Here is an 18,584-nt window from a genome sequence, read left to right as displayed (position 1 = left end):
CGCCGCGACCGCACGAGGACCGCCCCGATGATGCAGCCGACCCTGACGCTCAACGACGGGAAGCGCATCCCGCAGCTCGGCTTCGGCGTCTGGAAGCTTGCCGACGAGAAGGCCCCGGAGATCGTCGGCCTCGCCCTCGAGGTCGGCTACCGCTCCATCGACACGGCGGCGGCCTACGGCAACGAGGCCGGCGTCGGCCGCGCCATCGCTGCGAGCGGGATTCCCCGCGAGGAGATCGTCGTCACCACGAAGCTCTGGAACGATGCCCACGGCTACGACGAGGCGCTGCGCGCCTTCGACGCCTCGCTCAAGCGCCTCCGCCTCGACGAGGTCGATCTCTACCTCGTGCACTGGCCGGTGCCGCAGCAAAACGCCTATGTGGAGACATGGCGGGCGCTGATGCGCCTGCGCGAGGAGGGCCGCGCGCGCTCGATTGGCGTCTCGAACTTCACGGTCGCGCAGCTGAGGCGCATCATCGACGAGACCGGCTCGACGCCTTCCGTCAACCAGATCGAGCTGCATCCCCGCTTCCAGCAGCGGGAGCTGCGGGCCTTCCACGCGCAGGCCGGCATCGTGACGGAAGCCTGGAGCCCGCTCGGCCAGGGCGCGGCCCTGCAGGACCCCGTGATCCAGGCGATCGCCGGCAAGCACGGCCGCACGCCCGCGCAGGTCGTCCTCCGCTGGCACCTCGACCTCGGCCATGTCGTCATCCCCAAATCCGAGACCCCGGCCCGCATCCGCGAGAACGCCGACATCTTCGGCTTCGCCCTCGACGACGACGACCGCGCGGCGATCGCGGGCCTCGACGCGCTAGGCGGCCGCATCGGCCCGGACCCGGAAACCTTCGGCTAGAGCATTGTCCGACGAAGTGGATCCCGGTTCGTCGCAGACAACGCGGCAAACTCAGGGACTTAGGGCGACATCCGTTCACGGCGGAACGGATGTCGCCCTAAGGGCCGAACCACCTCCCGCCTCGCGCGTTCCTGCCCCTCACCGCAACCTGCGACGATGACGGGAGAGGATTCGTCATGCGAACCTACGCGCTCGCCTTCACCGACGTGCTCTTCGCCTGCGTGCCCGACGACCACGACATCGATAGGGTGATCGAGGAGGAGGGATGCGTCGGCTGCGCAGAGATCGATCCGGGCGAGGTGCAGGTGGTGCGGGGCCTCGTCCTGACCGGCCGGCCCACCGAAGCGGACGAGGTCGTCTGGTGCGCCGGGCCGGATGGCGAGCTGATCGACGAACGAGGGCAGCCCTTCGCCTATGCGGTGCGGCGCCGGCTCGCCCGTTGACACGCGGCTGCGGCCGCGCTCCGGTGGGCCGCGTCCTCCTGATCGCCCTGCCGATGCATCCCAGCCCGACCCTGCGCCCGAGGCCCGCATGACGGACCGGCCACCCCCCGAGACCCGCGCCGCCTATCGGCGCTTCGTGCCGATCCTCACCCGCTGGGGCGACAACGACGTCTACGGCCACGTCAACAACGTGGTCTACTACGCCTTCTTCGACACCGCCGTGAACCAGGTGCTGATCGAGGAGGGCGCCCTCGACATCGCCGCGAGCCCGGTGATCGGCCTCGTGGTCGAGACGGGGTGCCGCTACTTCCGCTCCATCACCTTTCCGGACCGGGTGACGGCCGGGATCCGGGTGGCGCATCAGGGGCGCTCCAGCGTGCGCTACGAGGTCGGGCTGTTCCGCGAGGACGAGGACGCCGCCGCCGCGCAGGGCCATTTCGTGCACGTCTATGTCGACCGCGCGAGCCAGCGTCCGGTGCCGCTACCCGACATGCTCCGGGCGGTCCTGGCGCCGCTCAGCGTGTGAGGCGGGGGGCTGCGCCTCCTCCGCCTCCGCCCCGGAGGGCTCCTCACTCTGCGCGCCCGCCTCCCCGAGGGGCGCGCGGATCGTGCAGATCACGCCCTCCGGCGCGTAGTCGAGCGTCACCGACCCGGCGAGCTCGCGCGCAAGGCTCTGGCCGATCAGGCGCGAACCGAAGCCTGTCCGCTCCGGCGGCGTCACCGGCGGCCCGTCGCTCTCGCGCCAGCACAGGGTCAGCTCTCCGTCGGCAACGGACCACGTGATCGAGACCTGCCCCTGGATGATCGAGAGGGCGCCATACTTCACCGCGTTGGTGCCGAGTTCGTGCAGCGCCATCGCGATCGACAGCGCCATGCGGGGCGGCAGCCGCAGGGGAGGGCCCGAGATGCTGAAACGGGCGCGCCGGCCCCGCGGCCCCTCCAGGGGCGCGACCGCCCCGGCCACCACCTCGGCGAGCTCCGCCCCCTCCCAGCTCTCGCGGGTGAGCACGTCATGCGCGCGGGCGAGTGCGACCAACCGGGCGACGAAGGCCTCCCGCGCATCCTCCGCCTCCTTGCCGCGCAGCCGCCGCAGGCTCTGCATGGCGATCGACTGCACGGTGGCGAGCGTGTTCTTCACCCGGTGATTCAGCTCGTGGAGCAGCAGCCTCAGGTGGTCCTCGGCGCGCTTGCGCTCGGTCACGTCCTGGTGGATCCCGATGACCCGGCGCGGCCGGCCCGCGGCGTCCCGCTGCACCACGGCCTCGGCGCTGACCCACCGCACCGAGCCGTCCGCCGTCCGCACCCGGAACTCCGTGCGGTACTCGCCCTCGCCCGCCACCAGCGCCGCGAAGGCGGCATCGAGCGCCGGCCGGTCGGCCGGATCGACCGTGTCGATCCAGCCCTCGCGCGCGGGCGTCAGCGCCATGATCTCCGCCGAGCGGGCCGAGAGCCGGTTCTGGCCGGTCGCGAGATCGACCTCCCAGGTGCCGAGCTGGCCGGCCGCCAGGGCGAGGCGAAGCCGCTCCTCGCTCTCGCGCAGGGCGGCCTCGGCGAGCTTCGCCTCGGTGATGTCGACGTTGCACCCCGTATAGCCGAGGAAGCGCTGCCGGTCGTCGAGCCGCGGCACGCCCTCGCAGAGCAGCCAGCGGATGGCCCCGTGCTTGTCGAACACCCGCGTCTCGGCCCGGAACGGCCGGCGCGCCGCGAAGGCCGCCTGGAAGATCGCCTCGAACCCGGTGATGTCCTCCGGATGGACGATCTCCCTCCAGCGCTCACCCACGAGCGCCTCCGCCCGGCGGCCGAACATGTACTCGTAGTGCATGTTGACGAAGGTCGTCTCGCCGGTCTCGTCGGTCATCCAGATCAGGGCGGGAGCGGAATCCGCCATGTGGCGGAAGCGCGCCTCGCTCTCGCGCAGGGCGGCGAGGCCGCGGCTCTGCTCCTCCAGTGCCTGGTCGCGCTCGGCGATGCGGCTGCGCAGGCTGTGCGAGGCATCCGCCAGCACGTCGGCGAGCTGGCGGATCTCCCGGATCGGCGTCGAGACCCGCGGCACGGGCTGGCCGAGCGCCAGGGCGTCGCCCGCCGCCGCGAGCTGGCGCAGGGGCTCGGCCACCCGCGACCACAGCCGCACGGCGAGCACCGAGGAGACCGCGAGCGCGAGCAGGCCGAAGCCGGAGAAAGCCATCACCCAGCGCCGCACGGACGCCTCGACCATCGCCATCGGGATGCTGGCGGAGGCCGTCCAGCCGGTGATGCGGGTGCGCGTCTCCACGAACAGCACCGGGCGGCGCTGGCGGTCGGTCCCCTCCCACAGGCCCGGCATGCCCGTCTCGCGCCCGCGCAGGGCCTCCAGCATCGGCCGGCCGGCCAATTCCGCGTGATCCTGCGAATGCGCGAGCAGAAGGCCGCTCCGGTCGATGATGCTGGTGGTCCAGCCGGCGGTCAGGTCGCGCAGCAGGATCTGGTGCAGGCGCTCGACCGGGACCATCATGCTCAGCACGAAGGCCGCTCTGCCGTCGATCATCACCGGCACCGCGACCGCGTAGGTCGGCGGCCGGCCCGGCGCGCCCGGCTGCACCCCGGTCACCAGCGGACGCTGAGCCGTGAGCACGTCCGCGTCGTAGGGCTCGCGGCCCTGCGGCAGCGGCGCCCCCGGCGGCAGCGCGGTGTTGACCACCTGCGTGCCGTCCGGCCGGCGCAGCGACAGCATCAGGTGGAGCGCCTCGCTCACCGCCCGCGCCTCGCCCTCGAAGCTCGCGACCTCCTGGCCGCGCAGGCGCGGCGAGGTGGCGAGCGTCTGCAGCACCGAGATCAGGCCGGCCGTGTCGCGGTCGATGGTCAGCGCGATGCCGCGCACGGTCTCGCGGGCATCCTGCTCGAAGCGCGCCCGCTCCAGGCCGGCATAGCGGCCGAGCAGGATCGCCGTGAACAGGAGGCCCGGCCCGATCAGCGCGATGGCGAGCGCCACGAGATAGACCTGCGTGGACAGCCCGCGCTCGCGCAGGCGGTTCACCCGCTCGCGGATGCCGCCCACGCCGCCTCAGCCCCGGTCGACATGGCCGAGATCGCGACCCGGCTCGACGACGTCGCGCACCCGCTGCTTGAGCGTCTTGACGTCCGGAAATCCGCCATCGCGGACGCGCTCCCAGATCAGCACGTCTCCGCAGGTGATGGAGAAGGCCCCGCCGGTGGCGGGAATGAGGGCGACCTCGCCGAGGCCGTCCTTGAAGGTCGAGAGCAGCTCCTGCGCCATCCAGCCGGCCCGCAGGAGCCAGCCGCACTGCGTGCAGTAGGTGATGGCGACCCGGGGCTTGCCGGCGGAGGCATTGGTCATGGCGTCCGCGACTCCGGCCCGATCGGGCCGGCTTGTCAACAGCGCAGCGCCGGTCAGCCGAATTGCCGGATCACCGCGAGGCTTGCGCCGACGCCCGCGATGCCCGCCGCCACCGAGCCCAGCACGTAGAGGGCCGCCGCCGCGAAGGCCCCGCGCTCCATCAGCAGGAAGGCTTCGAGCGAGAAGGTCGAGAAGGTGGTGAAGCCGCCGAGGATGCCCGTGGTGAGGAACAGGCGCCATGCCTGCGGCATGCCGCCCCGCACCGCGAACCAGCCGGTGAGAAGGCCCATCGCGAGCGAGCCCGCGATGTTGATGATCATGGTGCCGGCCGGGAAGGAGCCGCCGAGGCGGGCGGCGGCGAGGTTGACCCCGTGCCGCAGCGCGCCGCCGAGGCCGGCGCCCACGAAGACCACCAATGTGTTCAGCATCGTCCATCCGTCGCGTCGGGAGCCGGGCCACCATCCCGATGCGCAGGCCCGCCGTGAAGCCCTTCCGGGACACGATACCCAACGAACCGGCGATGCGCCGCGCAGGCCGCGCCGCGGGCGCGTCAGCCGAGACGGCGCAGGTGGAAGCTCCGCCCGTCCCAGGTCGCGAAATCCGCCGTGCCGTCGCGCTTGAGCGCAAAGCCGTGCTCCCGCGACAGCCGCGCCGCGTCCCGGCGGTCGCGGGCGAGGTCGCCCCGGTAGGAGAAGTTGAGGATGACGAAATCGCCGCGCGGGCGCAGGACGCGGGCGGCCTCGCGGACGTAGCCGCGCAGAACCGCCTCCCCGGCCTGCACGAGGTAGGGGAGGCAGTCGACGGCGAGCAGGAGATCCGCGGAGCCGGTGGCGACCGGCGCGAGGTCGCGTCCGGTGCCGAGATGGAAGGCGACGTTCGGCAGCCCCGCACAGCGCGCGCGGGCCGCCGCGATCATCGCCGGCGCGATGTCGAGGCCGACGACCTGCGCCACGCGCGGGGCCAGCGCGGCGGCGATGCGCCCGATTCCGCAGCCGAGATCGACCACCCGCCTGCCGGGGCCGAGCAGCCCCCAGGCGTCGAGCCGCGCCACGATCTCCTGCGTCGCCGCGCGCAGGAGGTCGGCATTGCCGAGGGCGTAGAGGGCGACGCTGCCCTCCGGCGAAATCTGCGCCGCCCGGTCGAAGGCGCGGGCCAGCGCCGCCACCACATCGGTGCCGTCCTCGCCCGAGAGGCCGTGGTCGATCCCGCCGAGCACTGCCTGCACCGTGCCCCAGGCCTGCGGGCTGGCACGCCAGACGGCGAGGGCTTCGGCGATCCGTTCGCGGCCTGCGCCCTCCGCCCGATCGGCGGCGCCGGCCAGCGCCGCCTCGACCGCTCCGGCGCTCTCGGCCGCCGCCGCGATATGCATCAGGGCGACGGAGGCGGGCACCTCGCCGCCGGCGAGCCGCGCGAGCCAGCTTCCGGGATCGCGGCTCACGGCGCCCACCGCAGGCTCCGGCGCCGGTTCCAGATGTCCACGGCGCCCCATTCGTACTTGTAGGGCTCCTGGCCCCGCAGGAAGTGGAAGGAGCGCGCCCCGTCGCGGCGCGCCCCGTCGAGGGCGGCGGCCATCACGCTCACGCCGGGGCTCTCGAACCGGAAGGCCGGATCGAAGCCGCTGAGATAGGCATAGACCCGGTGGCGATCGCGCAGGGCGTAGAGCACCGCGGCGGTCCCGCCCGCGAGGCGCACCGCGTGAAAGCGCACCAGGCCCGCGGCCGCAAGCCGCGGCACCGCCGCCCGGTGGAAGTCCCGCACCGCCTCCTCGGCGAGCACGCCCGGCTCGCCCTGGCTCTCCCAGCGGGCCGCATGGAGCGCGACGAGCCGCTCGAACAGGGCGGTGGCGCCGGCCGCATCGGTCGCATCGAGCGACTCGAACCCACCCCGACGGGCGGAGCGGTTTCGCGCGAGGCTGATCTTCCGGCGTTTGACCGTGGGGCAGAGATCCGCGAGGCTCCCTGCCCCCGGCGGCAGCGGCAGCACCGGGCAGGCGACCTGGTCGGCGACCGTCTCGCGGGCTCCCGCCGGCACCGGGAGGCGCCAGGCGGCGGCATCGGGCGCCAGATCCTCCAGCTCCCAGACGGCGAAGGCCGCCCGCTCCGCGGCGACGCCCGCCGCCAGCGCCGCGGCCGCGCCTGCCGCAGCCGGATCGAGGAGGATGTCGAGGTGGTCGCTCGCGCCGATCCCGAGCGGCAGCAGGCGCCGGCCGCCGGCCCCGTCCTCGATATAGGCCGGGGCGAGCCCGACGAGCCGGCCGTCGCCCGCCCGGACCGCGACCGTGAGCAGCCGGCCGGGCCGGAAGCCGCACCACCACGGGATCAGCCAGGCGGGCGACTGGAAGGGTGTGGCCGAGGGGGTCCGCCGATAGAGATCCCACCAGGCGGGTTCGAGCCGCAGCAGATCTGCCGTCTCGCGCAGCACCGAGATCGCGAACCCGCCCGGCCCGTCACGCGGCGCCGGCAAGGCCTGAGACGGGAAGCGGCCGGTCTCCGCCGCGGGCAAGCTGGTCATAGGCAGCGAGATATCCCTCGATCATGGGCCTAAGCCCGAAGCGTGATGCCGCGGTCCGGCGGCAGGTTTCGGGGTCGATCCGGTCGGCCGCGCGGATCGCCTCGGCCATGGCGGCGGGCGTCTCGACGAGGAATCCGGTGCGTCCCGGCTCCACGACCTCGGCGAGCGCCCCGGCCGGATAGGCGATCACCGGCGCGCCGCAGGCCATCGCCTCGCGGGCGACGAGCGAGCTCGTCTCGGGCAGGCGCGCGGGCAGGAGCAGGCAGCGCGCCGCATTGAGGAGCCGGCGCTTGCGGCGGAAGCCGGCCGGGCCGAGATAGCGCCGCTGCCGGTCGAGGCGCGGTGCGACGGCCCGGGCGAAGAAATCCTGATGGGCCGGATAGGGGAAGAGCTCGCCTGCCACCGCGAGCGCGCAGCCGGCCCGGTGGGCGGCGTCGAGCGCGAGATCGACCCCCTTTTCCGGCGCGATCCGGCCGAGGAACAGGGCGAAGCGCCCCCGCGGGCCGGTCGTCGCGCGCAGGGCCTCGACCGGCACCCCGTTCGGGATCGGATCGAGGAGGGGCAGGCCCGGGGGGGCGCTCCGGTGCTGGTGGGCGGAGACGCAAGTCAGGACGGTGCGCGGCCGGGCCGGGTGGAGCGCGGCCGGCGCGTACCAGGAGAAGGGCGCGTGCAGGGTCGCGAGGACCGGCGGCCCCGGCGGCGGCAGATAGGCGTGAAAATCGATGCCGTGCATGTGGACGACGTCGATTTCCGGATGGTCCCGCAGGGCCGCCGCCACGGCCTCGGCGTGGCGAAGCCGGGCGGCGGCGATCGCCGCCTCGTCGAGCACGCCCGTCTCCCGCGGCACCACGATCAGCTCGCCCGCCGGGCGCGAGCCCGCGCAGGCGACGACCAGGGAGCGGTGGCCCGCCGCCACGAGGGCGGCGTCGAGGGCGGTCAGCACCTGCTCGGCCCCGCCCGCCGCATCCGGCCCCACCGGGGCGAGCGGATAGGCGACGTGGAGGATGGTGAGCGGCATCGGCGAGAGCATTTTCCGACGAAGTGGATGCCGGTTCGTCGCAGACAATGCGACAGACCCGAAAGAGCGAGAGCAGAAGCCGTTCACGGTGGAACGGCTTCTGCTCTAGTCGCGCGCGAGGGCGTGGAGCGCCGGATGGCCGCCCGGCCAGCCGAGGCCGACGCGCGCGCCGCCGTCGGGGCCGGTCTGCCGCGCGGCGGCCTCGGCGAGGAGCCCGATCGCCGCCCGGTAGCCGTGCAGGGTCCCGACATCCACATAGGCCGCGCCCGCCCGCAGGCCGATCGCCCGCCCGCCCGCCGCCAGATAGGCATTGACGAGGGTGCCGATATACTCGTCGCGGCGTTCCCGCTGCAGCCAGAGGCGATGGAGGTCGTGCAGGGTGCGGCCCGGCATCTTGAACGCGCCCCAGATCCAGGACGAGGCGGCATCCGCCCGCTTCACCTGGATCTCCCGCACGGCATCGCCGTCGAGCACCACGGCATCGAAGAATTCCGGCCGCTCGACCGGGAAGAGCAGGAAGGACAGCACATCGTCGGGCAGCTGCGCCAGCGCATCGGCCGGGAACCACACCGTGTCCGGCAGGCCCACGATCACGGGCTCGGCCGAAGCCACCAGCGGCACGGCGCGGAAGATCGCATCGCAGAGGCCCGCCGCGCCGGGCTGGACCATGTAGGCGATCGGCGCGTCGGCATAGGTGGCGCCGTAATATTCGAGGATGTCGGACTTGCCGGGCGAGATCACGAAGCAGAGCTTGTCGGCCCCGCCCCGGATCATCCGCTCGACGAGGTATTCGCTGACCGCGCAGGGGCGCTCGACGCCGTGGTCGAGGCGGCTGCCGACGGGAAGCAGCTCCTTCGAGAAGGCGAGCGGCTGGATGCGGCTGCCGCGGCCCGCCGCCGGAACGATGCCCCACATAGGTCAGACCTCCGCCGAGAGGGCGCCGCGCGCGGGCGCCGAGCTTTCCAGGGCCGCGATCAGCGTTCCGGCCCGCCGGGCCGAGCTGTGCTCGTCGAGGGTGCGCTCGCGGGCGGCCTTCGCGAGGGCGAGCCGGGTGCCCTCGTCCATGTCGAGGGCAGCGACCGCCTCCGCGGTGGTCCGGGCCACCACGATCTCGCGGCCGGGGGTGAAGAAGGCGTCGAGCCCCTCCCAGGCATCGGTGATCAGGGGCGTGCCGCAGGCGGCGGCCTCGAACAGGCGGCCGGACGGGCACCAGCCCATCGCCGCCATCGCCTGCCGGGTGACGTTGAGCGTGAACCGCGACGAGGAGAAGAAGGCCGGGTGCTCCGAGGGCGGCAGGTGACGCACGAAGAAGATGTTGCGCGCCCAGGGAAAATCCGCCGGGTACTGCGCCCCGCCGATGAGGAAGCGCTGCGCCGGCCGCTGCCGGGCCGGCTCCACGAGCAGGCGCTCCACCCCGGCCTGCCGGTCGGCCGCGTAGGTGCCGAGATAGGAGAGATCGCTGGCGTAATGGGGCGCCGGCAGGGTCGGCCGGTGCGCGTCCGGGTCGACATGGCCGTAGAGGGGCAGCACCCGCGCCGCCCCGAGCCGCGTGCGCAGCGCCTCGAGGGCGCCGCCGCCCGTGTAGCTGAGCACGAGGTCGAAGTCGGAGAGGCCCCGCGGCCCGAGATACGGCACGGTCTCGCCGGCCGCGAGCCGGGCGAGCGTCACCGGCGTGTCGAGGTCGTAGAAGACGCGCATCGCCGCGCCCTGCACGAGCTCGGTCGCCGCCACCGCGTCGGGGCAGTAGGAGGTGACGATCGCGGCGTCGCTCTTCCGGACGGCCCGCTCGGCCTGCGCCCGCAACTCGGGCGTCCAGTCCGGGTAGAGGACGAGCTCGCCGCCCGGCAAGGTGTGGAGGTCCCGGTTCTCGGCATAGTAGGGGACGTCGCGCTCGAAGAAGACGACGCGGTGGCCCCGGTCCGCGAGCGCGCGGCACAACCCCCGCCAGAGCGTCGCGTGGCCATTGCCCCAGGACGACGAGACGGTGAGTCCGAACACGACGATCCGCATCAGGCCTCCGCCTCCGCGCCGGGATCGCGTCCCGCCCGGGACCCAACCCACATACTTCAGGTGAGTTCCTGCCCGAGGTGAGTTCCCGAACGGGCAAGCCCCTGGAGCGCTCCCCGCCGAAGTGGAGGCCGGTTCGGCGTCAGGGAGCGCGTCACATCAAGGCTTGAGAGCCGCCGACCTGATGCAATCAGGTCGGGAACGGCTCTAACCGCGCGATGGCGGTTGCCTCCGGGCGGGTTTTGGCCGAGAGCGCTGGGATCGATCGGAGGACAAAGCCGTGTGGGAAGCCGAGGTGATGGACGGGCCGGAAACGGCCGAGGGACTGATCTGGGTCCGGGCTCCGCGGGATTTCCCGAACGGCCTCGACGAACTCGTCGGTGGCCCCGTCTCGATCGGCGGCGCCGACCGGAGCATCCTGGACGTGGTGGAGCCCGAGGACGGGCGCATGCTCCGCAAGGGCGACAGGCTCGGGCTGATCCTGGATCCGGCCTGAGGGCGGGGATCCGGGACGGGCGGCGCCAACGCGCCTGCACGCCGAAGGCGCGTGTGCGTTTTTTGCCCGCACCCCTTGCGCATGGACGCAGCTGCGTATTGCGTCGCAGCATGCTTTGGGAGATCGCGCGATGACCGCACGCCGCTTCGTGACCCTCGATGTCTTCACCGAGCGCCCGCTCGCCGGCAATCCGCTCGCCGTGGTGCTCGACGCGGAGGGGCTCGACGCCGCCGCCATGCAGGCCATCGCCCGCGAGTTCAACCTGTCCGAGACGGTCTTCGTGCTGCCCCCGCGGGATGCCCGCCACCGGGCGCATCTGCGCATCTTCACCCCCGCGCAGGAACTGCCCTTCGCCGGGCATCCGACGGTCGGCACCGCCGTGCTGCTCGGCCTGCACGACCGGCGCGCCGGGGTCGCGGACGCGGTCGCGTTCGGGCTGGAGGAGAAGGTCGGCGTCGTGCCCTGCGTGGTCGAGCCCGGCGAGGGCCGGGGCCGCGCGCGCTTCCGGCTGCCGCGCCTGCCCGAGATCTGGGGCGAGGCCGAGGGGCTCGGGCCCGAGCCGGCGCCGGTGGCGTCTAGCCTCGGCCTCGAGGTCCAGGACATCGGCTTCGCGCGCCACTGGCCGAGCCGGCACAGCGCGGGCACGCCGTTCGACCTCGTGCCGGTGCGCTCCCTCGACGCCTTGGGGCGGGCCCGGCCGAATGCCGAGGCGCTGGACCGGGCCTTCGGCCCGGGCGCGAAGGTCTTCCTCTATACGGGCGATACGGGAGATTCCGGCCATTCCTTCCGGGCGCGTATGTTCGCGCCCTCCGTCGGCGTCGCGGAGGATCCGGCGACGGGCAGCGCGGTGGCGGCCTTCGCGGGCGCGCTGATGCAGTTCGAGCCCCTGGGGGAGGGCACGCACGACTTCGTCATCGCGCAAGGGCACGAGATGGGACGTCCGAGCGAGATCGCGCTCCAGATGGTGATCGCCGAGGGGGCGCTGCGCGCCGCGGAGGTCGGCGGCAGCGCCGTGGTGGTGACCGAGGGCGAGATCCGGGTGTGAGAAACGGGGTCAGCCTGACGCGGGCAGAGCGCGTCTCGGCCGCGCTTCGCCCCTACGACTGGGCCTGGGCGCGGGAGAACCGGGCGCGGATCGCGGCGCATTGGGCGGAGCGCCTCGTCGCCAAGCCCGCCATGTTCAACGGGCGCGTGATGCTGGCGAGCGCCGTGACAATCCGCGACGGGACGGCCGAGGCCCGGCTGTTCGAATCGGACTTCGCCACCCTGATGGCCTTCCGGGATTTCGGCTTCCCCGATCCGTCCGTGGCCAACATCTTCGCGGCGGTGGCGCCGCGAAGCCGCGACGGCGCCTATCTGCTCGGCCGCATGAACGGGCACACGGCCAATGCGGGGCAGGTCTACTTCGCCTGCGGCACGCCGGATCCCTCGGACGTGCGGGACCACGGTATCGTCGATCTGGAGGCGAGCGCGCTGCGGGAGCTGGAGGAGGAGACGGGCCTCGTGCCGCCGCAGGGGGCGGACGAGGGCTGGATCCTCGTGCGCGACAGGGGCTATCTGGCTTTCATCCGGCCGATGGCGATGGCGGAGGAGGCAGGCCCGCTGATCGCCCGGGCGCAGGCCCACCTCGCCGGGGAGGCGGTGCCGGAACTCTCCGGCATCGTGGCGGTGCACGGCCCGCAGGACATCGATCCCGCGGTGATGCCGGTCTACGCGCAGGTCTTCCTGCACGACGCCTTCCGGCAAGGGGCGGTTGCCCCCGGCTGACGCCTCTCCGGCCCGTTCGGGGGCGCGTCAGATCGCGGATGTCGGGCCCGCCGCGAGGGGCTCGGGCCCGAGCCGGCGCCACATGGCACGACGCTGCGCATCTAGGCTGGGTGTCGGTCTCGCCGAGCGCCGCCGGAAAGGCCCCGGCGCGAGGCGGCCGGCCCGCCGGCCGCCATCAGACAGGAGTCGGGCCGAGGCGGGGAATGCATCCCTCCGAATGCATCCCTCCAAGCTGGAAGGCCACGGCCGGCCTCACGGGTAGCCGTAGCGGGCCCGGGCGGCGGCGTGCAGGTGCAGGGCCTCGGCCTCGCGCCCGGCCGAGCAGGCGGCAGCGGCGCGGGCGAGATCGGCCGAGAAGCGCTTTCCGACGGGTTCGTTGAGATTGCCGGTGGCGACGTCGCTGTCGACGATGGCCTGGGTGCGGGCGATGGCCGGGCCGCAGCCGGCGCCGCCGGGTGGAATCGCGGGTGCCGCCGCGACGGGCGCCACGGAGGCGGCGGGCGGCGGCGTGTTCGGCTTGCAGGCGGCGAGGCTCAGCGCGAGCAGCAGGGCGGCGGCGAGGCCGGATTGCGGGGACATGGACGCTCTCCTGGCGGCAGGTCTGCGGCCGAGCTTGTGGCAAGGCGGGTACGGGGGTCAATGGACAGCCGCGGCTCCGGCCGAACCGGGGGCGCTCCGGCGGGTCGGCGGCGCGCCCCGGCGGCTTGCCATCCCGGCGCCCCGCCGGTACACAGGGCCGGATCAGGCGACCTGCCTTGAGGAGACCCGAGCCGTGGCGCATGCCGGCTCCCCGCTGCTGCCGACGAAGACCGCCCTGCGGGCGGCGCGGTCGCGCGCGCTCCTCCTTCCCGGTCTTCTCCTTACCCGCCCCTGAGGGCCGTCCGGGCGTGCGCCTGGGCCTTCAGGGGGCGCGCGATCATCCCGATATTCCCTGCGACCGCGCCGCCCGAGGGCCGCGCTGGGTCATCCAAGGACGGATTCCATCATGACCGAGACTGCCGCCTCCTCCGCCGAGCGCGTCCTGATCTTCGACACCACCTTGCGCGACGGCGAGCAGTGCCCCGGCGCCACCATGACCTTCGAGGAGAAGCTCGCGGTGGCCGAGATGCTCGACGGCATGGGCGTCGACATCATCGAGGCGGGCTTCCCGATCGCCTCGAACGGCGACTTCGACGCGGTGGCCGAGATCGCCCGGCGCACGAAAACCTCGGTGGTCGCGGGTCTCGCCCGGGCGATTTCCGCCGACATCGCCCGGGCCGGCGAGGCGGTGCGGCTGGCCAAGCGCGGACGCATCCACACCTTCGTGTCGACCTCGCCCATCCACCTCGCCCACCAGATGCGCAAGAGCGAGGAGGAGGTTCTGGAGATCATCCAGAAGACCGTGGCCCAGGCCCGCGACCTCGTGGAGGACGTGGAATGGTCGGCCATGGACGCGACGCGCACGCCGATCGACTATCTCTGCCGGTGCGTCGAGATGGCGATCAAGATGGGAGCGACGACCATCAACCTGCCGGACACGGTGGGCTACGCCACGCCCGACGAGTACCGCGCGATGTTCCGCAGCGTGCGCGAGCGGGTGCCGAACGCCGACAGGGCGATCTTCTCGGTCCACTGCCACAACGACCTCGGGCTGGCGATCGCGAACTCGCTCGCCGGCATCGAGGGCGGGGCGCGTCAGGTCGAGTGCACCATCAACGGCATCGGCGAGCGGGCGGGGAACGCGGCGTTGGAGGAGGTGGTGATGGCGCTGCGCACCCGCGCGGACGTACTGCCCTACACGACCGGCATCGACACGACGCAGATCATGCGGGCCTCGAAGCTGGTCGCCGCCGCGACGCACTTCCCCGTGCAGTACAACAAGGCGGTCGTCGGCCGGAACGCCTTCGCGCATGAGAGCGGCATCCACCAGGACGGGATGCTCAAGAATCAGTCCACCTACGAGATCATGACGCCGGAATCGGTCGGCGTGCAGAAGACCTCGCTGGTGATGGGCAAGCATTCGGGCCGGGCGGCTTTCCGCTCGAAGCTGGAGGAACTGGGATATCGCCTGTCCGACAACCAGTTCCAGGACGCGTTCGAGCGGTTCAAAGCGCTCGCCGACCGCAAGAAGAATGTCTACGACGAGGATATCGAGGCGCTGGTCGACGAGAACCTGGCGACCGCGCACGACCGCATCCGCCTTTTGTCGCTGACTGTGATCGCCGGGACGCGGGGACCGCAACGGGCGACGATGCGGCTCGATATCGACGGGCGCCAAGCGACCGAGGAGGCGGACGGCAACGGCCCGGTGGACGCGGTCTTCAACGCGATCCACGCCCTGGTGCCGCACGAGGCGAAGCTCGAACTCTACGACGTGCATGCGGTCACGGAGGGCACGGACGCGCAGGCCGAGGTCTCGGTGCGCCTGCGCCAGGGTGAGCGCAGCGTGACGGCGCGGGGTGCCGATCCGGACACGCTGGTCGCCTCGGCCAAGGCCTATCTCGCTGCGCTCAACAAGCTCCTGGCTGGCGCGAACCGCCTGCATGCCCAGCATGCGGCGGCCGAATAGCCGCCAAAAAACCGCGTCGCGGGTCGGATCCGGGGCTGGACAGGTCGGATCTGACCCGCTACATCCCCGCTCGCGATCGGGACGGTTGGTGGCCGCCCGGCGCCGCTTCCCGGAAGCGATGGGTGCATAGCTCAGTTGGTAGAGCAGCTGACTCTTAATCAGCGGGTCCTAGGTTCGAGCCCTAGTGCACCCACCAATCAAATCAAACACTTAGCGGGAAGATCGGCTTAGCCTCTCAGGCCGTGTCCGCACTGTGTCCGCAATCAGCGCCGTTTGCGCGAGCCCGCGCACCTGCCCATACTGGGGCCATGTCACGCGCGCGATCCCCCGCACCCTCAGCTGACCTGTTCGGCTACGTGAGGTCTGGTCCCGCAACGCGGAAGCCGGGGCTGGCTCGCAGCTCTGTCCCTGCCAGTCCGCAGCAGGTGGGCGAGTTGTCTGATGCCGAGCTTGCACGCTGGGCAGTGGCTCTCATTGTGGAGCTGGAGCGGCGGATGTCAGGAGGGAAAGGGCAGGGGGCCCGACCTGAGCTCGACAAAGCTCTTGAGCGACTGGCTCCGACCCTGAAGCGTCTCACGCCGCGCAAGGCCGGGTCGCCGGTCGGGGTGGATGAGCCCATGGCGCTCCTGAACGGCAAGCGCAACGCGATCCGGGCGGCGCTCGCGGCAGGCGTGAAGCCGACCCAAGTGGCCAAGCATTTCGGCCTCTCGCTGGCCCAGGTGCGCAAGGTCGCGTCCGACCCTGGTTAAGGGCGAAGGCGGCCGGGATCACGAGAGGCCGTGTGACGAATGCGGGAGATGCCTCTTGGGCCGGGAGCCTCCGAGTCAGCGACCTCGGAGCGTGTCTTTGATGCCGCCTACCGTGCTCTGAGCCTTGCCCTCCGCCTTGTCGAGCTTGCCTTCCGCCTGCAGCTTGGCATCGCCGAGCACGTTGCCGACGCCCTCCTTCAGAGAGCCTTTGGCCTGCTCAGCCGACCCTGCGATCCGGTCCCGGTCCACGCCGGGCGCTGAGGTCCGCGTCGAACGATTCCGGGCAAAGCCGAAGTACCAGGCGGCTCCGCCGAGCACGATGAGGAGCAGCACGATCCAGAGCCAGGTCATGCTGCCGCCCGATGAAGCCGGCGCGGTGTCTTGGGCGAGGGAAGGGGAGGCCGCCAGCATCGATAGGGCGGCGGGCACGAGGAGAAAGAACGACCGCATGGCGAGCTCCGTTTGAGATCCTGAGGAGGTGAGCCTCTCGCCAGCAACAATGCTCAAGTTGGCAGCGGGTTCGGCCAACCCGGTCGCGCACCCGAGCGCTGCCTCCTGGTCAGCTCACGAAGCTTGGCCGTTGTGCAATTGATTGCAACGGTAAAGCTCAGCCGTACGGCCTCACTCAAGACCCACCGCCCTCTCAGCCGCCGTCTTCTCGCTGGACGGACGAGCGTCTGCAATGCGCAGAGCAACGAACGCGGAGTGGTGCGCATCGGGCGCGCTCCCCACGTGCAAGAGCATGACATGCGAACAGACCCCTGATTCCAAATGCGCGTGCGGTCCCGAGGAGCGCGCAATGCGCGCGGAGATCGCCTATTGCCTGCTGGAGCGCGCCTACCAGACTTTGGCGCTTGCCTTCGAGCGCGCGGCGCCAGGCCGGTTCGCATGCCTGAATCGGGCGGTCATGCGCGACGTTGCGGCCGACCTGCGTGAGATCCAACAAACACTCCCTAATGGATTTGGGGCCGAGACTGCGCTCGCGGACATCGCGGCTGACTTACGCGAGACGCTTCTCGCTGCTGAGGCGATCGTCTGCGTGCCGCAGGACCGAGATGGGAAGGCATCGTAGTTGCCGAAGGTCTGCCAACGTCTTGAGAGGCAGACCCTCCGCAAGACGGACGTTGAACTTCTGGACAGCGCGCGCCGCCGAACGTGCGCCCATGGCAACCCCTCGGCTCACCGCGCGACCCATCAAAAAACTAACGGTCTCGCGTCAGCTTAGTGGCGACGCTTCGAGACTGCCCATGCCTGATCGGCTTCGCCCGCTCATCCTGTCCCGCCGCCCGCGCGAGATTGGCCTGCCTTGGGTCCGCTACCCGAGCTGGTTCGGCGGCAAGCCGCGCCTTGGTGACCGCCCCTGGCCGCGCTGCGCTACCTCTGGCCGGCCGATGTACTTTCTCGCTCAGATCGATCTGGAAGAGATCGCGGGCTGCATCGGGTCCTCCGCTTTGCCGGCAGCCGGTGCGCTTGCCTTCTTCATCGGCGAGGCGCCCAGTGGACCGGAAGCGGGCGTGATCTATGTGCCCCATCCACGGGTGGCCGCCCCGACGGAGCCGCCCCCTGACGCACCCGCCGTCTTCGATCTGGGCGGAGACATCTTCCCCGAAAACGCGGCCCCATCCGCACCGCGCCTCTTCCCCCACTGGCCCCTCGAAATCTCGGCGCTACCCTTGGACGAAGATGGGTCGATTGATGCCGATGCGGTGACGGCGCGATGGCAGCGTCGGCAGTACTTCTTCACCGCTCGCGAAGCCTGGACAGTGCTCGGCGAGGCTGCCGCCCACCCCGCTTGGTGGCATACTGCGCAACTCTTCGCAGCGCACCTGCGTGCAGCGCACCATCATTGGCCCTCGAGAGTGGAGCGGCAACGCGCTTCCGTAGTCAGGGCCCGTGCCGACCTGGAAAAGGTCCGGCCCAAGCCGACCTTCAGCGCGGTTCTGGGCCGCATCTTCGGGCGGCGATCAGCTCTACCGAGCCCTGATGTTGAGAAGGCCGAGAAGGAGCTTGCCCGCTGCGAGAAGCGGCTCGCCGGGTTCGAGCAACTCACGCCTGCCTTTGAGCGCTTCGTCGCGGATGTCTCCGCCTGGGCGGGAGAGCACAGGCCCTGGCAGTCCATGTCGGCCGAGGCTGTCATGCAGCTGAAGACCTCCTTTGATCGCTCACGAAAAGAGTTCGACGAGGTCACGCGCTATCGGGTGCCCCACTCCGTCGCAGACCTCGCGACGCAGACCCTGCTGGCGCTGATGGTCGCCGAGGATGAGCGCGACTTTGCCCTGCTGCCGGGTGCCATACGCACGCTCATCAACGAGAAGTACCGTCTTCCGACGGACGCCTGGCACCAGATGTTCGGCCAGGGCGTCAGCATCCAGGATAATGCCAGGCTCGAGAACGAGGGCAGCGTGCTGCTGCTGCAGCTGGTGTACGACGACATGATGGCGTGGCGCTTTGGCGACATGGGCGCCTACCAGTTCTGGATTCCCCCGCAGGACCTTGCGACGGGAAACTGGCGAGCTACACGTCTCACTTTCGAGTGTCACTGAGGCACGTCGACTGTAAGAGGGACGCACTGGATGACGTTTCGTGCAGGTGTCCTCTCTCCCACGGGCGCTCAGATACTTCATCACTGGCAAGCAGGCGAACAAGCCGAACGCGAACTCGTGACCCCTTTCAGACGTTCGCGGAGTGCGTGAGGAATGTCCGGTTGCGAGCGTTTTCCGGACATTTGATTTCCTGACACAGATGGCTGAGGGGCTGGAGTGCCGCGCAGGACGCAATCCGCCTGGAAGGTTTTCCGTCGTTTTCTTTACATAGATGCGAGGGCGGTTTGGACCGGGGTTCCGGACCAGGCCACCGGCT

The 18,584-nt window shown here is 71.5% G+C and carries 21 protein-coding genes and 1 tRNA gene; 12 read left to right on the top strand and 10 right to left on the bottom strand.

The annotated features are described in order from the left end of the window. Nucleotides 1-27: 27 nt before the first annotated feature. From MNOD_RS04665 to MNOD_RS04655, 3 genes are all read left to right on the top strand, one after another. On the top strand, nt 28-852 hold the full coding sequence (locus tag MNOD_RS04665; RefSeq protein ID WP_015927679.1) for an aldo/keto reductase: 825 nt from the start codon (nt 28-30) through the stop codon (nt 850-852). Nucleotides 853-1,028: 176 nt separating this feature from the next. Further along, nucleotides 1,029-1,295 carry a hypothetical protein gene (locus MNOD_RS04660; protein WP_015927678.1) on the top strand — a complete coding sequence of 89 codons (267 nt, stop codon included), beginning with the start codon at nt 1,029-1,031 and terminating at the stop codon, nt 1,293-1,295. 88 nt (nt 1,296-1,383) lie between these two features. Then, nucleotides 1,384-1,821, top strand: a complete 438-nt coding sequence (locus tag MNOD_RS04655) for an acyl-CoA thioesterase (protein WP_015927677.1) — start codon at nt 1,384-1,386, stop codon at nt 1,819-1,821. Here MNOD_RS04655 and MNOD_RS04650 read toward each other — a convergent pair. The 8 genes from MNOD_RS04650 to MNOD_RS04615 form a co-directional block, all read right to left on the bottom strand. Beyond that, nucleotides 1,777-4,329, bottom strand: a complete 2,553-nt coding sequence (locus tag MNOD_RS04650; protein ID WP_015927676.1) for a sensor histidine kinase — start codon at nt 4,327-4,329, stop codon at nt 1,777-1,779. The genes MNOD_RS04655 and MNOD_RS04650 overlap by 45 nt on opposite strands. Nucleotides 4,330-4,335: 6 nt before the next feature. Then, on the bottom strand, nt 4,336-4,629 hold the full coding sequence (locus tag MNOD_RS04645; RefSeq protein WP_015927675.1) for an Rdx family protein: 294 nt from the start codon (nt 4,627-4,629) through the stop codon (nt 4,336-4,338). 53 nt (nt 4,630-4,682) lie between these two features. After that, nucleotides 4,683-5,057: a fluoride efflux transporter CrcB gene (gene crcB, locus MNOD_RS04640; RefSeq protein WP_015927674.1), complete on the bottom strand. Its 375-nt coding sequence runs from the start codon at nt 5,055-5,057 to the stop codon at nt 4,683-4,685. Between the two features lie 122 nt (nt 5,058-5,179). After that, nucleotides 5,180-6,067: a methyltransferase domain-containing protein gene (locus MNOD_RS04635; RefSeq protein ID WP_244424665.1), complete on the bottom strand. Its 888-nt coding sequence runs from the start codon at nt 6,065-6,067 to the stop codon at nt 5,180-5,182. Beyond that, nucleotides 6,064-7,140 carry a GNAT family N-acetyltransferase gene (locus MNOD_RS04630; protein WP_015927672.1) on the bottom strand — a complete coding sequence of 359 codons (1,077 nt, stop codon included), beginning with the start codon at nt 7,138-7,140 and terminating at the stop codon, nt 6,064-6,066. Before MNOD_RS04630 ends, MNOD_RS04635 begins: the two co-directional genes overlap by 4 nt. After that, nucleotides 7,076-8,158, bottom strand: coding sequence for a glycosyltransferase (locus MNOD_RS04625; RefSeq protein ID WP_015927671.1), 1,083 nt, complete (start codon nt 8,156-8,158; stop codon nt 7,076-7,078). The genes MNOD_RS04630 and MNOD_RS04625 overlap by 65 nt, the downstream gene beginning before the upstream one ends. Before the next feature lie 105 nt (nt 8,159-8,263). Continuing rightward, a complete protein-coding gene (locus MNOD_RS04620; RefSeq protein WP_015927670.1) occupies nt 8,264-9,073 on the bottom strand; it encodes a sugar phosphate nucleotidyltransferase in 810 nt (269 codons plus the stop codon). 3 nt (nt 9,074-9,076) lie between these two features. Then, nucleotides 9,077-10,168, bottom strand: coding sequence for a CgeB family protein (locus MNOD_RS04615; protein ID WP_015927669.1), 1,092 nt, complete (start codon nt 10,166-10,168; stop codon nt 9,077-9,079). A gap of 277 nt (nt 10,169-10,445) precedes the next feature. Between MNOD_RS04615 and MNOD_RS04610 the strand changes: the two genes are divergently transcribed. From MNOD_RS04610 to MNOD_RS04600, 3 genes are all read left to right on the top strand, one after another. Beyond that, nucleotides 10,446-10,661 (top strand): hypothetical protein, encoded by a 216-nt coding sequence (locus tag MNOD_RS04610; RefSeq protein ID WP_015927668.1) that lies wholly within the window; start codon nt 10,446-10,448, stop codon nt 10,659-10,661. Nucleotides 10,662-10,791: 130 nt separating this feature from the next. After that, nucleotides 10,792-11,706 carry a PhzF family phenazine biosynthesis protein gene (locus tag MNOD_RS04605; protein WP_015927667.1) on the top strand — a complete coding sequence of 305 codons (915 nt, stop codon included), beginning with the start codon at nt 10,792-10,794 and terminating at the stop codon, nt 11,704-11,706. After that, nucleotides 11,703-12,428 carry an NUDIX hydrolase gene (locus MNOD_RS04600; protein WP_015927666.1) on the top strand — a complete coding sequence of 242 codons (726 nt, stop codon included), beginning with the start codon at nt 11,703-11,705 and terminating at the stop codon, nt 12,426-12,428. The genes MNOD_RS04605 and MNOD_RS04600 overlap by 4 nt, the downstream gene beginning before the upstream one ends. Nucleotides 12,429-12,680: 252 nt before the next feature. Here the strand turns inward: MNOD_RS04600 and MNOD_RS04595 are convergent, their stop codons facing one another. Then, nucleotides 12,681-13,007, bottom strand: a complete 327-nt coding sequence (locus tag MNOD_RS04595; RefSeq protein WP_015927665.1) for a hypothetical protein — start codon at nt 13,005-13,007, stop codon at nt 12,681-12,683. On the opposite strand from MNOD_RS04595, the gene MNOD_RS48605 reads away from it, so the two are divergent. The 4 genes from MNOD_RS48605 (at nt 13,006) to MNOD_RS46120 (ending at nt 15,725) form a co-directional block, all read left to right on the top strand. After that, nucleotides 13,006-13,302 (top strand): hypothetical protein, encoded by a 297-nt coding sequence (locus MNOD_RS48605; protein WP_043748070.1) that lies wholly within the window; start codon nt 13,006-13,008, stop codon nt 13,300-13,302. The two genes, MNOD_RS04595 and MNOD_RS48605, sit on opposite strands and share 2 nt — an antisense overlap. 111 nt (nt 13,303-13,413) lie before the next feature. Further along, nucleotides 13,414-14,976, top strand: a complete 1,563-nt coding sequence (locus MNOD_RS04585) for a 2-isopropylmalate synthase (RefSeq protein WP_015927664.1) — start codon at nt 13,414-13,416, stop codon at nt 14,974-14,976. A gap of 120 nt (nt 14,977-15,096) precedes the next feature. Then, nucleotides 15,097-15,172, top strand: a tRNA-Lys gene (locus MNOD_RS04580). A gap of 298 nt (nt 15,173-15,470) precedes the next feature. Continuing rightward, nucleotides 15,471-15,725 carry a hypothetical protein gene (locus MNOD_RS46120; RefSeq protein ID WP_015927663.1) on the top strand — a complete coding sequence of 85 codons (255 nt, stop codon included), beginning with the start codon at nt 15,471-15,473 and terminating at the stop codon, nt 15,723-15,725. 75 nt (nt 15,726-15,800) lie between these two features. On the opposite strand, the gene MNOD_RS50285 is transcribed toward MNOD_RS46120, so the two are convergent. Then, nucleotides 15,801-16,253 (bottom strand): CsbD family protein, encoded by a 453-nt coding sequence (locus MNOD_RS50285; protein ID WP_341874482.1) that lies wholly within the window; start codon nt 16,251-16,253, stop codon nt 15,801-15,803. A gap of 271 nt (nt 16,254-16,524) precedes the next feature. Here MNOD_RS50285 and MNOD_RS04570 point away from each other — a divergent pair, with 271 nt between their 5' ends. After that, a complete protein-coding gene (locus MNOD_RS04570; protein ID WP_015927661.1) occupies nt 16,525-16,797 on the top strand; it encodes a hypothetical protein in 273 nt (90 codons plus the stop codon). Between the two features lie 175 nt (nt 16,798-16,972). Beyond that, nucleotides 16,973-18,268, top strand: a complete 1,296-nt coding sequence (locus tag MNOD_RS04565) for a DUF1963 domain-containing protein (RefSeq protein ID WP_015927660.1) — start codon at nt 16,973-16,975, stop codon at nt 18,266-18,268. Nucleotides 18,269-18,584 lie beyond the last annotated feature (316 nt).

Source organism: Methylobacterium nodulans ORS 2060 (genome assembly GCF_000022085.1).
Lineage (GTDB): Bacteria > Pseudomonadota > Alphaproteobacteria > Rhizobiales > Beijerinckiaceae > Methylobacterium > Methylobacterium nodulans.
The sequence above is the reverse complement of the archived record's forward strand: the minus strand, read 5'-3'. Positions and strand labels throughout refer to the sequence as shown.

What these genes read in the sequence shown, in the direction of transcription:
- MNOD_RS04665 (WP_015927679.1), top strand. Translation starts at nt 28, where the DNA reads ATGATGCAGCCGACCCTGACGCTCAACGACGGGAAGCGCATCCCGCAG.
- MNOD_RS04660 (WP_015927678.1), top strand. Translation starts at nt 1,029, where the DNA reads ATGCGAACCTACGCGCTCGCCTTCACCGACGTGCTCTTCGCCTGCGTG.
- MNOD_RS04655 (WP_015927677.1), top strand. Translation starts at nt 1,384, where the DNA reads ATGACGGACCGGCCACCCCCCGAGACCCGCGCCGCCTATCGGCGCTTC.
- MNOD_RS04645 (WP_015927675.1), bottom strand. Translation starts at nt 4,629, where the DNA reads ATGACCAATGCCTCCGCCGGCAAGCCCCGGGTCGCCATCACCTACTGC.
- crcB (WP_015927674.1), bottom strand. Translation starts at nt 5,057, where the DNA reads ATGCTGAACACATTGGTGGTCTTCGTGGGCGCCGGCCTCGGCGGCGCG.
- MNOD_RS04630 (WP_015927672.1), bottom strand. Translation starts at nt 7,140, where the DNA reads ATGACCAGCTTGCCCGCGGCGGAGACCGGCCGCTTCCCGTCTCAGGCC.
- MNOD_RS04625 (WP_015927671.1), bottom strand. Translation starts at nt 8,158, where the DNA reads ATGCCGCTCACCATCCTCCACGTCGCCTATCCGCTCGCCCCGGTGGGG.
- MNOD_RS04620 (WP_015927670.1), bottom strand. Translation starts at nt 9,073, where the DNA reads ATGTGGGGCATCGTTCCGGCGGCGGGCCGCGGCAGCCGCATCCAGCCG.
- MNOD_RS04615 (WP_015927669.1), bottom strand. Translation starts at nt 10,168, where the DNA reads ATGCGGATCGTCGTGTTCGGACTCACCGTCTCGTCGTCCTGGGGCAAT.
- MNOD_RS04605 (WP_015927667.1), top strand. Translation starts at nt 10,792, where the DNA reads ATGACCGCACGCCGCTTCGTGACCCTCGATGTCTTCACCGAGCGCCCG.
- MNOD_RS48605 (WP_043748070.1), top strand. Translation starts at nt 13,006, where the DNA reads ATGGACGCTCTCCTGGCGGCAGGTCTGCGGCCGAGCTTGTGGCAAGGC.
- MNOD_RS04595 (WP_015927665.1), bottom strand. Translation starts at nt 13,007, where the DNA reads ATGTCCCCGCAATCCGGCCTCGCCGCCGCCCTGCTGCTCGCGCTGAGC.
- MNOD_RS04585 (WP_015927664.1), top strand. Translation starts at nt 13,414, where the DNA reads ATGACCGAGACTGCCGCCTCCTCCGCCGAGCGCGTCCTGATCTTCGAC.
- MNOD_RS46120 (WP_015927663.1), top strand. Translation starts at nt 15,471, where the DNA reads ATGTCAGGAGGGAAAGGGCAGGGGGCCCGACCTGAGCTCGACAAAGCT.
- MNOD_RS04570 (WP_015927661.1), top strand. Translation starts at nt 16,525, where the DNA reads ATGCGCGCGGAGATCGCCTATTGCCTGCTGGAGCGCGCCTACCAGACT.
- MNOD_RS04565 (WP_015927660.1), top strand. Translation starts at nt 16,973, where the DNA reads ATGCCTGATCGGCTTCGCCCGCTCATCCTGTCCCGCCGCCCGCGCGAG.